At 35.2% G+C, this 13330-nt stretch carries 12 protein-coding genes and 1 tRNA gene; 6 read left to right on the forward strand and 7 right to left on the reverse strand.

The window, feature by feature from the left end; all coding sequences use genetic code 11:
* Nucleotides 1–280 precede the first annotated feature (280 nt).
* Together IE051_RS05990 and mce are read right to left on the reverse strand one after the other, a co-directional pair.
* Nucleotides 281–354: transfer RNA gene (locus IE051_RS05990), tRNA-Ile, on the reverse strand.
* Between the two features lie 49 nt (nt 355–403).
* Nucleotides 404–808, reverse strand: a complete 405-nt coding sequence (gene mce / locus IE051_RS05995) for a methylmalonyl-CoA epimerase (RefSeq protein ID WP_189359863.1) — start codon at nt 806–808, stop codon at nt 404–406.
* Nucleotides 809–944: 136 nt separating this feature from the next.
* Here mce and rbfA point away from each other — a divergent pair, with 136 nt between their 5' ends.
* Nucleotides 945–1349, forward strand: a complete 405-nt coding sequence (gene rbfA / locus IE051_RS06000; RefSeq protein ID WP_189359864.1) for a 30S ribosome-binding factor RbfA — start codon at nt 945–947, stop codon at nt 1347–1349.
* 7 nt (nt 1350–1356) lie between these two features.
* Nucleotides 1357–2562, forward strand: coding sequence for an ABC transporter permease (locus IE051_RS06005; protein WP_189359865.1), 1206 nt, complete (start codon nt 1357–1359; stop codon nt 2560–2562).
* A 51-nt stretch (nt 2563–2613) separates the two neighbouring features.
* Here IE051_RS06005 and kbl read toward each other — a convergent pair whose 3' ends face one another.
* Complete coding sequence (gene kbl, locus IE051_RS06010) at nt 2614–3810, reverse strand: glycine C-acetyltransferase (RefSeq protein ID WP_189359866.1); 1197 nt, start codon at nt 3808–3810, stop codon at nt 2614–2616.
* A gap of 5 nt (nt 3811–3815) precedes the next feature.
* The gene (locus IE051_RS06015; protein ID WP_189359867.1) at nt 3816–4772 is read right to left on the reverse strand and encodes an NAD-dependent epimerase/dehydratase family protein; all 957 of its coding nucleotides are present in this window, start codon (nt 4770–4772) and stop codon (nt 3816–3818) included.
* Nucleotides 4773–4936: 164 nt separating this feature from the next.
* Between IE051_RS06015 and IE051_RS06020 the strand changes: the two genes are divergently transcribed.
* Entirely contained in the window at nt 4937–5398 is a 462-nt protein-coding gene (locus IE051_RS06020) for an Lrp/AsnC family transcriptional regulator (RefSeq protein WP_189359868.1), read from the forward strand.
* A gap of 133 nt (nt 5399–5531) precedes the next feature.
* Here IE051_RS06020 and dusB read toward each other — a convergent pair whose 3' ends face one another.
* The 3 genes from dusB to IE051_RS06035 form a co-directional block, all read right to left on the reverse strand.
* Complete coding sequence (gene dusB, locus IE051_RS06025; RefSeq protein ID WP_189359923.1) at nt 5532–6527, reverse strand: tRNA dihydrouridine synthase DusB; 996 nt, start codon at nt 6525–6527, stop codon at nt 5532–5534.
* A 227-nt stretch (nt 6528–6754) separates the two neighbouring features.
* Nucleotides 6755–7135: a DUF4345 domain-containing protein gene (locus IE051_RS06030; protein WP_189359869.1), complete on the reverse strand. Its 381-nt coding sequence runs from the start codon at nt 7133–7135 to the stop codon at nt 6755–6757.
* Nucleotides 7136–7155: 20 nt separating this feature from the next.
* On the reverse strand, nt 7156–8298 hold the full coding sequence (locus IE051_RS06035; RefSeq protein WP_189359870.1) for a T9SS type A sorting domain-containing protein: 1143 nt from the start codon (nt 8296–8298) through the stop codon (nt 7156–7158).
* A 189-nt stretch (nt 8299–8487) separates the two neighbouring features.
* Between IE051_RS06035 and lepA the strand changes: the two genes are divergently transcribed.
* The 3 genes from lepA to IE051_RS06050 all read left to right on the forward strand — a co-directional run bounded on the left by lepA (nt 8488) and on the right by IE051_RS06050 (nt 13255).
* A complete protein-coding gene (gene lepA / locus IE051_RS06040) occupies nt 8488–10284 on the forward strand; it encodes a translation elongation factor 4 (protein WP_189359871.1) in 1797 nt (598 codons plus the stop codon).
* Nucleotides 10285–10754: 470 nt separating this feature from the next.
* Nucleotides 10755–11957 (forward strand): glycogen synthase, encoded by a 1203-nt coding sequence (glgA, locus tag IE051_RS06045; RefSeq protein ID WP_189359872.1) that lies wholly within the window; start codon nt 10755–10757, stop codon nt 11955–11957.
* Nucleotides 11958–11989: 32 nt separating this feature from the next.
* Nucleotides 11990–13255, forward strand: a complete 1266-nt coding sequence (locus IE051_RS06050) for a glucose-1-phosphate adenylyltransferase (RefSeq protein ID WP_189359873.1) — start codon at nt 11990–11992, stop codon at nt 13253–13255.
* Nucleotides 13256–13330: the final 75 nt, after the last annotated feature.

Genomic DNA, 13330 nt, shown 5'->3' on the forward strand with positions numbered 1-13330 from the left:
ACTAAAACTCCCAAGTTATCAAAACATATAAAATCATTCCTCCCATTTTGTTTTAAAACAGATAGATAAAGTATAAATAGCCCGTAGTTTTTATTTAAACCTTTGGCAATATAACTATGCCCAAATTCAACACCAACTTTCACAAGACATATCAATGGTTTTGGTTTTACATCTATTTTTAGTACCGCATTAGAATCTAATAATTTTGGGTTATAAGAGGACAGTATTAGCTAAACAAAAAAAGCCTTACATCTCTGTAAGGCTTTACAATTTCTAGAAGTGGTCCCACATGGACTCGAACCATGGACCACCTGATTATGAGTCAGGTGCTCTAACCAACTGAGCTATAGGACCGAAATTGGAGTGCAATATTAATACTTATTTTATTTCTGACCAAGAAAAATTAACCCTTTATCTCTTGACATAATTCAATTAAAACACCATTTGATGATTTTGGATGTAAAAAGGCCACTAACTTATTATCTGCTCCTTGTTTAGGGGTTTCGTTTAACACATCAAAGCCCTCACTCTTAAGTCGCTCAATTTCAGTAACAATATCATCCACATCAAAGGCTATATGATGAATACCTGGGCCATTTCTTTCAATAAATTTTGCTATCGGACTATCCGGTTTTGTAGCTTCTAATAATTCAATTTTATTTGGCCCTACCTTGAAAAATGACGTCATAACCCCCTCTTTTTCCACGGCTTCTGTTTTATAATGTGGTTCGCCAAAAAGTTTGGAAAACAAGGCATTCGATTCTTCTAGGTTTTCTACGGCAATTCCTATATGTTCAATTTTATTCATTTTCTGTTTATCTTAAATTTTCAAAAGCCAAAACCTATCTAATTACGCATCAAAATACGAAAATAGCATTCTAAAAGTAAGATAATCTTTAAATATCCGTTATTTTTGCATTCTGAACCTTTAATAAGGATGTATAATGAGTGATATAGAGGAAAGTCAAAGACAAAAAAAGATAGGATCTGTTTTACAGAACGATTTAGTTGATGTACTTCAAAGAGCAGCCACAGAAGGTGGTATGCGCGGGGTTCTAATTTCTGTTTCTAAGGTAAAAGTGACGGTCGATTTATCGGTTGCCAAAGTGTATCTCAGTATTTTTCCAAATGATAAGGCCCAGGAACTTTTGGAAGGCATTAAATCCAATACGCCGTTAATTCGTCATGAACTTGCTCAGCGTACCAAAAATCAATTAAGACGTATGCCTCATTTAGAGTTTTTTATAGATGACTCACTGGAGTATATAGACCAAATAGAACAATCTTTAAAAGGCAAAGAAAACCCAATAAAAGATCCATCGACTTTAGATAAAAGAAAAAAATCTTAAACGCTCATTGAGTTTCTCCTTATATATAGCCAAACGATATTTACGCTCAAAGAGCACGAATAATGCTATTAACTTTATCACCTATATCGCCATAATTGGTGTTATATTGGGGTCAGCCTCATTATTTATAGTACTTTCTGGTTTTGCTGGACTCAAAGATTTTACATTACAGTTTTCAAGCGAAATTGACCCCGACTTAAAAGCCGAAGCTAGCACGGGTAAATCCTTTTTTCTGGACGCTACTGACATTGCTGCGCTTAATTCAATTGAAGATATTGTAAACTATTCACAAGTTGTTGAAGAACGTGTATTTATAGCTTCTCAAAACAAAAATACCTTAGCAGTCATCAAAGGTGTTGATGCGCAATTTCAAAGCATAGTCAGTATAGATTCTGTTATTGATTATGGCGAATGGCTAGACCAAAAATCAAATCAAATTGTGGTTGGCTGGGGCATATCAAATAGTTTGTCACTAGGTATTTTAGATTATACAAGACCTATAAATATTTATGTTCCCAAACCTGGCAAAGGTCAAATTACATCTACAAAAAATGCCTTTAATACAGTAAAAGCATTAAATGTAGGCATCTTCTTTATTAATGAAAGTTTAAATGATAAATATATTTTTGCACCCATTGAATTAGCAAAAGACTTACTTAATTATGATGCTAATCAAATTACATCTATTGAATTTAAGCTCAAAGAAGGTGCTGATGAAACTCAAATCAAAGCAGACATTCAAGCCGTTTTGGGTGATCGCGTTATAATAAAGAACAGAGCACAACTCAATGACGCCCTGTATAAAATGTTGAACACTGAGAACTTAGCCGTTTACCTCATCTTTACTCTTGTTCTCATCATAGCCTTTTTTAATGTTATTGGCTCTCTAGTGATGATGATGTTAGACAAAAAACAAAGCCTAAACACACTTTTTAATATAGGCGCCACGGTAAAAGATATTCGAAAAATATTTTTTTATCAAGGTAGCTTAATGAGTGTTTTTGGTGGACTTATTGGTTTAGCCGTAGCTTTTGTTATTACCTTACTTCAAAAAACATTCAACCTGGTTATGATAACACCGTCACTGGCCTATCCTGTGGTTATAAAAACAGAAAACTTTTTCATTGTCTTTTTAACGATATCTATTTTGGGAATTATCGCATCAAGAATTGCCTCTGCACGTATTACAAGGTCTTTAGTTCAGGATTTATAATTTAGGAAACGAGAGAAAACAAGCCTTTCACCAGCAATCAGCCATTGGCTATTAACTTATAACCTCGAGTTTCCTACCTACTTTTATGAATGCCTGTATCGCCTTATCCAAATGCGCCTTAGTATGTGCCGCAGATAGTTGCACTCTTATTCTTGCCTTGTTTTGAGGCACTACTGGATAGAAAAAACCTATAACATAAATACCTTCCAACAACAATTCATTGGCCATAACTTGTGAAAGCTTGGCATCATAAAGCATGACAGGTACAATTGCAGCGTCTGCACCAACCAAATCAAATCCTGCCGCTTCCATTTTACTTCTAAAATAAAGGGTATTGGCTTCCAATTTATCCCGCAAAGCAGTATTACTGTCTAAAAGTTCAAATACCTTCAAGGACGCCCCTACTATTGCAGGTGCTAAAGAATTTGAAAACAAATAAGGTCTCGAACGTTGGCGAAGCATATCTATAATCTCTTTCTTTCCGGTAGTATATCCGCCCATAGCACCACCAAGAGCCTTACCTAATGTTCCAGTAACGATATCAACTCTACCTAAGACTTTTTTTAACTCAATAGTTCCTCGACCTGTTTTACCTATAAAACCGGCTGCATGACATTCATCAACCATAACTAAGGCATCATACTTGTCGGCTAAGTCACATATTTTATCTAACTCAGCCACAACACCATCCATTGAAAAAACGCCATCGGTCACAATTATTTTAAAACGATGATTTTGTTCATTAGCTGCAATTAACTGAGCTTCTAAGTCAGCCATGTCATTATTAGCATATCGAAACCGTGCTGCTTTACATAGGCGCACACCATCTATAATAGAGGCATGGTTTAATGCATCTGAAATAATAGCATCTTCTTTTGATAGTAAAGGCTCAAAAACACCCCCGTTAGCATCAAAAGCTGCGGCATACAAAATGGTGTCTTCACAATGAAAAAATTCTGCAATTTTTGCTTCTAAGGCCTTATGAATATCCTGAGTACCACATATAAAACGTACCGAAGACATGCCAAAACCATGTGTATCTAAGGTGTCCTTAGCCGCTTGGATAACGGCCTTATTATTTGATAAGCCCAAGTAATTATTGGCACAAAAGTTAATCACTTCTTCACCAGTAGATACTTTTATAACAGCATCTTGAGACGTCGTAATGATGCGTTCTTCCTTATAAAGTCCATTATCTCTAATAGATTCTAATTCGTTTTCCAGGTTTTCCTTAATCTTTCCGTACATAAGATTTATATTTTTATGGCATTATAATGTGCTCTCAATTTCTTTATCATTATTGTGGTCATCCTATCCAAATCATATTCTGGTTTCCATCTCCAATCCTTTTTTGCAAATGAATCATCAATACTTTTAGGCCACGAATTCGCAATATCCTGTCTAAAATCTGGCTTATACTTTATTTCAAAATCAGGATATAATTTTTGTATTGAATGAAACACCTGTTTTGGCGTAAAACTCATCCCTGACACATTATATGATGTTCTTACTGAAATAGCTTCACTAGGCGCATTCATTAATTCTATGGTTGCCCTTATGGCATCATCCATGAATATCATGGGTAACTCAGTGGACGCCTCTAAAAAACATTCAAACGGTTCCTGCTTTACCGCTTTATGATAAATATCTACCGCATAATCTGTAGTACCACCACTTGGCATGGATTGGTATCCAATAATACCGGGATACCTTATTGAACGCACGTCCAAACCGTACTTAGTGTAGTAATAATTCACCCAGTTTTCACCGCTAGCTTTACTTATACCATAAACCGTAGATGGGGTTAGATTTGATGATTGCGGGGTAGCAACTCTTTTAACATTATCACCAAATACAGCTATTGAACTCGGGTAAAACACTTTGTTTATACCGTGAATTCTAGAAACCTCTAAAACATTAAATAAGGATTTCATGTTGACATCCCAGGTGTTTAATGGGTTTTTTTCGCCATTAGCTGATAAGATCGCTGCCAAATGATATATTTCCGTTATTTCATTTTTTAGCACACTTTCTTGAAGCGCATCAAAATCTGTTACATCAATAAACTCAAAAAGACCTTCAAAATGTTCTTGCTTTTTTAAATCTGATGCAATGACATTATTCAAACCATGTTTTCTCTGCAACATTTTTGTTAAAACACTGCCCAACTGCCCTGTTGCCCCGGTGACTAAAATATTTTTCTTTTCCATTTTAAGCTTTTGAACAGAACAAAATTATACAAAAAAGAGATTGTTGATTAAAATACACTTGAGTTTAATAAAAAAAAAGTAATTTTTACTTGATTTTTGTTTTATTTCACAATTATTATCTTTAACCTGTATTTTTAAACGACATTAAAAGTGATTTTATCTGCATGGAAAAACTAGACGATACTGACCTCAAAATCTTAAGAATTTTACAAAAAAACTCTAAGAAAACCACTAAGGAAATAGCTGAAATGCTCAATTTAACAGCATCCCCTATTTACGAGCGCATTAAGCGCCTAGAAAACAAAGGCTATATAAAAAAATATGTGGCCCTACTTGATAAAGTTCAGTTAAACAATCCCATTACAGCCATATGTATGGTCTCATTACGTTATCATAACGAAGGTTTTATAGATACATTTGAAAACCAAATTAAGGCCCTTAAGGAGGTTCAAGAATGCTATCATATGGCAGGAAAAGTGGATTTTTTTTTAAAAATAAACATGGACAGTCTAGAAAGTTATCATGAGTTTGTGAGGCTAAAACTTTCAAAAATTGAAAACATTGGTGTTCTTGAAAGCTCCTTCGTTTTAAAAGAAATGTATTCAACAACCGAGCTCTATATATAAGAAACAAGGTGTTTAGCCTAGCAAATAAAAGGCCCAAGTGACATATTATTATTAAGCGTGTTTTATCATAACATCTGTAATGGTATGACTATTATAGAAAATGATACATTAAGTAAATTCGTTTTGCCTTAATCTACTCGGCAAACTGATATCCCGCAAATTTATCCAGCACCTCATCAAAGGCTGCAAAGACATCTTCAGAATGATCTGAAGTTACCATTTTCATGCGGTATTCTTTAAAATGTGGTATACCTTTAAAATAGTTTGTATAATGGCGACGGGTTTCAAAAACACCAAGAATTTCACCTTTCCAGTCAATTGACATTTGTAAATGTCTGCGTGCTGCTTCCACACGTTCCTCCAAAGAAATAGGCGCTAAATGTTCACCAGTTTCAAAAAAGTGTTTCACCTGTTTAAAAAACCAAGGATTCCCTATAGAGGCTCTTCCAATCATTGCACCATCTAATCCGTAATCATCTCGCATTTCCATGGCACGTTCTGGACTAGTAATATCGCCGTTTCCAAAAACCGGAATATGCATTCTAGGGTTGTCTTTTACTTGGGCAATAGGTTTCCAATCGGCATCGCCTTTATACATCTGCGCACGTGTACGCCCATGAATAGCAATGGCCTTACAGCCTACATCTTGTAAACGCTCGGCAACCTCAACAATTCTAATAGAATCATGGTCCCACCCCAATCGGGTTTTTACCGTAATAGGAATATGAGTACGCTTAACCATTTCGGCAGTAAGCTTTTCCATAAGGCAAACATCTTTTAAAATACCCGCACCTGCACCTTTACTCACCACCTTCTTAACAGGACACCCAAAATTAATATCAATAATATCTGGCTTTGATTCTGCAACGATATCAATAGTTTGCAACATACTATCTAAATTGGCACCAAATATTTGAATGCCTACAGGGCGTTCTTTTTCGTAAATATCCAACTTCATGACGCTCTTAGCAGCGTTGCGTATTAGTCCTTCACTAGACACAAACTCGGTATACACTACATCTGCGCCTTGCTCTTTACATAATGCGCGAAATGGGGGATCACTCACATCTTCCATAGGTGCTAGAAGCAATGGGAAATCAGGAAGTTCTATGTTATCTATTTTTACCAAAATGAATGCTTTTTCAATTTGCAAAGATATAAATATTTGAAACGTTGTTTGCCTTAATGCATGGCGCTGTTAAATTTCAGCCTAAAAACGTCTCATTTACAAACAAAACACATGCTACAAAGGACCATAACCTTTATGATTTCAGTAATACGACTCGCTCAAAACATAAAATTAGAACCCTCTAAAATAGATAATAAATGACTTCCTTTAATTCAGGGTAACAATTCCTATGGTCTGTTTAAAACCCAAACCCCGTAAAACCCTAAAAACAATTCGCCAAAAGCTCCAAAAACAAGATTCATATTGGGCATACCATCTATAAAGAACCCCAGTAACCTTCCAAAACCCAGACCTAACATAAACACCATGTTGGTAATCAAGGCTACTTTTAAAAACTTAGCTTTAAAAAGGCCTAATAGCCAAACAACAGAGAACCCCAAATACACACCCATAATGGCCTTAAAAAAAGAGTGCTCATCCAGAGTATTTACCTGTAAATCAAATGACGAACTCGGATTAAAGCCATAGATAAAAGCTACAGGGATTACAATTAACAGTGAAATAATCAAATGAATTTTAGAGATAAAATCTTGTTTGGAATACATCATAAAGACTTTGAACCGTTAAGCTACTTTTTGATTATTTTTTTAACAGCTGTAGAATGATCATTAAATTGAATACTTACAAAATAAATCCCAGCACTTAATTGTGACATATCTATTAAAAAAGTACTGCCTTGAAATAACAATACCTTTTTCGTATCATAGATTTGAACACTTGAAATTTCAGACCCTTTAATATGCAAAAAGTTATCAATAGGGTTTGGAAAAACTTCAAATTGTTTGATGTCCTGCTCTGAAGCGATTGATAATGCCTTATCATTTGTAGAAAACGATATCAGTTTTGCATAATCAGATAGGACAGAGATTGTAAAGGCTTCAGAGGTAATAAAATAATTAGACTCATCCTTGTAGGCAATGGCTTCGGTTTGTTCAAAACTAAAGGTATCTGCAAGCGAGGTGAGCGTGTTGGTTCCTGAGAAAACATCTTGAGTTGTAAAGTTTTCGCAGGTCCATACAAAGGGTTGTAAAACATTAGGTAATGCACCATTAGAATAACCAACCAAAAAAAGTTTGGCACTTATTGGGTTATATGTGGCCCCAGTAATTAAGCCAGTACTATTTAATGCAGTGGGTAATGGGGATAAGGCATAGGTTCCAGGTGTTTTAGAAACTATATACCCTTTTGTTATTCCATTAACCCAGTTCTTATTAAAAAGAATCAAAGCATTGGAATCAAAAGACACCAAGGCTTCGGCATCCCATGCGGTAGTATTAGGAGGAGAAGGTTCAAAATCTATTTGATCTAAATAACTAAAGGCTATGGTTTTAGCCATTACAGTATCTGCCGTTAAAAAGTCCGTTTTATTAATTTTATAAATCTTCAGATCTGTTCTATTTCCGCTTATATTATTGCCAATATCTCCTATATAAATACTGGTATCATCTTGAGCCAAATCTTCCCAGTCTACATTAGTAGCATTCGCCACGGTTATAGTTCTCGTTATTAAACCGGAGGCTAGATCTACTTCATACAATTCATTTTTTCCACCAGAATCATTATGCGTTATCAGTTTATTATTAAAATATATAACACCGGATGATTCACTTACACTAGTAGGTAAAGGAAACTCTTCGGAGACTGCTACTATTTGAGCTTGAGACACCGCGAGTATGCCGAATAAGAATAAAAAAAGAATAATTGGTTTCATTAAGTATAATTTGTTCTGCGCTAATCTAATATAAAAGTAAGTATTTCAGTTCATAGCTCTTTTTTTATTTTCATCCAGATCATCCAATTAGCAATATATAAACACTACGCTATTCACCTTGAAGAACATCCTTTTTAGCATCAAATAATTAAACTATCTTTGCACAATCTTTTTTAGAAAGATTTTTTTATGAAGAATATTAGAAATTTTTGCATTATTGCACATATAGATCACGGTAAAAGTACACTGGCAGACCGTTTGTTAGATTTTACAGGTTCAGTAACCGCTAGAGAACAGCAAGCACAACTGCTTGATAGCATGGATTTGGAGCGCGAACGCGGCATAACCATCAAGTCGCATGCCATACAAATGGACTATGAACTTGACGGTGAACAATACATTCTAAACCTTATTGATACACCCGGTCACGTAGATTTCTCTTATGAGGTTTCTCGATCTATTGCAGCATGTGAAGGCGCTTTACTTATTGTAGATGCAGCTCAAAGCATTCAGGCGCAAACTATTTCTAATCTTTATTTGGCTTTAGAGAATGATTTAGAGATTATTCCTGTTTTGAATAAAGTAGATTTACCAAGTGCTAACCCTGAAGAAGTTACTGATGACATTGTAGACTTGCTAGGCTGTGACCCTGAAGAGGTGATTCATGCTAGTGGAAAAACGGGCTTTGGTGTTGATAATATTTTAAAAGCCATTATAGATCGTGTACCTGCGCCGAAAGGTGATCCGGATGCTCCGCTACAAGCCTTAATATTCGACTCTGTTTACAACACTTTTAGAGGTATTGAAACCTATTTTAGAGTCTTTAATGGCGAAATTAAAAAAGGGCAGCATATAAAATTTGTTGCTACAGATAAAGATTATTACGCAGATGAGGTTGGAACCTTAAAGCTAAACCAAGTTGCCAAAAAGAGTGTGAAAACAGGTGATGTTGGTTACTTAATTACCGGAATAAAAACCGCTAAAGAAGTTAAAGTAGGTGATACCATTACAGATTTTGCAAAACCAACCACAAATATTGTTGAAGGTTTTGAAGATGTAAAACCTATGGTTTTTGCTGGGATTTACCCCGTTGACACTGAAGACTATGAAGAACTTCGTAATTCTATGGAGAAACTTCAATTAAATGATGCATCATTAGTCTTTGCTCCAGAAAGTTCGGCGGCATTAGGCTTTGGATTCCGTTGTGGTTTCTTAGGGATGCTTCATATGGAAATTATCCAAGAACGTTTAGAACGTGAGTTTGATATGACCGTAATTACCACGGTACCTAACGTATCATACCATGCGTTTACTAATAAAAACCCTGATGAGGTTTTAATTGTCAATAACCCTTCTGATTTACCAGAACCTTCTACGGTAAACCGTGTTGAAGAACCTTATATAAAAGCGACCATTATTACAAAATCTGATTTTGTAGGCAATGTGATGTCTTTATGTATTGAAAAACGTGGTTTGATAATAAATCAAACCTATTTAACCACAGAGCGTGTTGAATTAACCTTTGAAATGCCTTTGGCAGAAATTGTTTTTGATTTTTATGACAGACTAAAAACCGTTTCAAAAGGCTATGCTTCTTTTGATTATCATCCAATTGGAATGAAAACTTCAAAATTAGTACGCCTAGACATCTTACTAAACGCCCAACCTGTTGATGCACTGTCAGCGCTAATTCATGCGGATAATGCCCAATCTATTGGACGTAAAATGTGTGAGAAATTAAGAGAATTAATACCACGTCAACAATTTGACATTCCTATTCAGGCTGCTATTGGCGCTAAAATTATTTCTCGTGAAACCATAAAAGCACTAAGAAAAGACGTTACCGCAAAATGTTATGGAGGTGATATCTCACGTAAACGTAAGCTTCTTGAAAAGCAGAAAAAAGGTAAAAAACGTATGCGTCAAGTAGGTAATGTTGAAATACCTCAGCAGGCGTTTATGGCTGTATTAAAGCTTAACGATTAAGCAATCCTGTTTTCCCGAAACAAAAAGAAGAGGACTACCTAGTAGTCCCAACTAGTAATGCTTAGTTTTTTGATGAATGATTCACGCTAAAATCAGGTTTTCACTTGTTTTTTTTAGTGATAATATGGCGTATTTCTAATTCTACTTTATTTTCTTTAAAAAAGCCTTTTGCATCAAATTGTTAATAAATATTTTGTATGTTTATAACATAGTACGCTTAACAATTTGTTCATACACCACAAGTCCTTGTTAGCGCTATGTTTATCTAATTTTGTTTTGGGTTGTTTTTTAAAATCTGCCAGTAAATTGTTATTAACAATTTAACGATTTTTAATATCTAGTTTGCTTGATTTTCAAAAGAGTACCTCTTAAATAATTGTATTGATAATTTTTCAAATGAAAAGCAAAAAAAGGGAATTGATATAAATAGGATTTCTTTTTTTTGATGGTATTTTAAGACAATAAACTATATGAAAGCACTTTTTTACACCAGAGAATTCCCGCCTTACGTTTATGGTGGCGCAGGGGTACATGTTGAATATTTAGCAGGAGAACTTGCTAAATTAATGGAAGTAGATGTCCGGTGCTTTGGTGATCAAGATGACAAATCCACCAATTTAACAGTAAAAGGCTTCCCTTTTGATAATCCTGTTTTTGATCATGCTGATGATAAACTAAAATCGGTTTTTAAAACCCTGAGTACCTGTCTGCAAATGAATGCAGATCCTATTGATGCCGATGTGGTGCATTGCCACACTTGGTATGCACATTTTGCAGGTATTGTAGCAAAATTATGCTATGGCACACCTTTGGTTATTACAACGCACTCCTTAGAACCTTTAAGACCTTGGAAACGCGAACAACTAGGCCGTGGGTATGATGCCTCATCATGGGTTGAAAAAACAGCTATTGAAATGGCCGATGCCTTAATCGCCGTTTCTGAAGAAACTAAAGAAGATGTTATAAAACATTTTGATGTTGATGAAAGTAAGATACATGTTATCTATAACGGTATTAATCTTCAGCAGTATATAACCACCTCAGAAACGTCTACATTAGATGAATATAATGTTGACAAAACAAAACCTTATGTGCTCTTTGTTGGACGTATTACACGCCAAAAAGGCATTATCCATTTAGTTAATGCTATAAAATATATCGATCCCGATACGCAAATCGTACTTTGTGCAGGAGCTCCAGACACACCAGAGATAGGTAAAGAAATGGAAGATGCTGTGAATGAAGTTAAAAAGACGCGCGATAATGTTATTTGGATTGATAAAATGGTCACCAAAGAAGAAATTATTCAGTTATACTCACATGCCGATGTTTTTTGTTGTCCTTCAATTTATGAACCTTTTGGCATCATAAACATTGAAGCTATGGCATGTAACACCGCGGTAGTGGCTAGTGCGGTTGGCGGGATAAAAGAAGTGGTTGTAGATGGAGAGACTGGTATTTTAATTCCGTTAGAACAACAAACCGAAGCCCCATTTGAACCTATTGATCCAGATAAATTCTCTAGAGATTTAGCTGAGGGTGTCAATAAAGTGATTGGTGATAAAAACTTAAGAGAAGCCATGGCAACTAAAGGCAGGAAACGGGTTGAGGAGCATTTTGATTGGATTGCCATTGCAAAACAAGTAGAAGGTCTCTATAAATCTTTGATATAAAACAATAAACGAACCAAATAAAACAACAAACAATGATTAACAATAAGGTACTAGCAATTATATTAGGTGGCGGCCAAGGGTCTAGACTATATCCATTAACTAAAGACAGATCTAAACCAGCTGTTCCTATAGCAGGAAAATATAGATTAGTAGATATTCCAATTTCTAACTGTATCAATTCTGATATTAAACGCATGTTTGTTTTAACACAGTTTAATTCGGCCTCGTTAAACCGCCATATTAAAAACACCTATCACTTTAGCTTTTTTAGTAGTGCCTTTGTTGATGTATTGGCTGCTGAACAAACACCGCATAATAAAACATGGTTTCAAGGTACAGCAGATGCCGTACGTCAAAGTATGCACCATTTCTTAAGACATGATTTTGATTATTTCTTGATATTATCAGGCGATCAATTATATCAAATGGATTATGAAAAAATGATAGCTGCACATATTAAAGCTAAGGCAAAAATCTCGATAGCCACTATTCCGGTTAATGCGAAAGATGCTACTGAATTTGGTATTCTAAAATCAGACGATTCTAACGTAGTGACCTCGTTTATTGAAAAACCAGATACTAGTTTATTACCAGAATGGACCTCAGAAGTAAGTGATGAGATGAAAGGACAAGGTAGAAATTACCTCGCTTCTATGGGTATTTATGTCTTTAACAGAGACCTTTTAACCAAGTTAATGGAGAACCCAGATACTAATGATTTTGGTAAAGAAATCATTCCTCAGGCTATAGACCAACATAAAACCTTAAGCTACCAATATGAGGGCTACTGGACTGATATTGGAAATATAGATTCCTTTTTTGAGGCAAACATTGGACTTACGGCAGATATTCCTCAATTTGATTTATATGACAGGAAAAAGCGCGTTTATACCAATGCACGCATGCTTCCAACAACAAAATTAGCAGGAACAATGCTTGAAAAAGCTGTAATTGCTGAAGGCTGTATTATAAGCGCCGCAAAAATAGAACAATCTGTTATTGGTATTCGCTCTAGAATTGGTGATGAGTCTACCGTAATTAACACCTATATGATGGGCTGTGATCGCTATGAAACTTTAGACCAAATTCAAAATAATAAAATAGAAGTCCTTATGGGTATTGGTCAACGCTGTTTTATTAAAAATGCCATCATAGACAAAAACTGCAGAATTGGTGATGATGTTAGAATTAATGGCGGAAAACATTTAGAGGATACCGAAACCGACACCTATTTTGTAAAAGACGGTATTGTGGTTATCAAAAAAGGAGCTGTTATTCCAAAAGGTTACGTGATATAACACAAGCCTTTATGTAACTTATCAACAATCAAACGTTTGCGTTTGATGGTTTGGTAACACCTCTATTTACAGTCT

It is taken from the genome of Algibacter mikhailovii (assembly GCF_014651495.1).
In the GTDB taxonomy this organism is placed as follows: Bacteria; Bacteroidota; Bacteroidia; order Flavobacteriales; family Flavobacteriaceae; genus Algibacter_E; species Algibacter_E mikhailovii.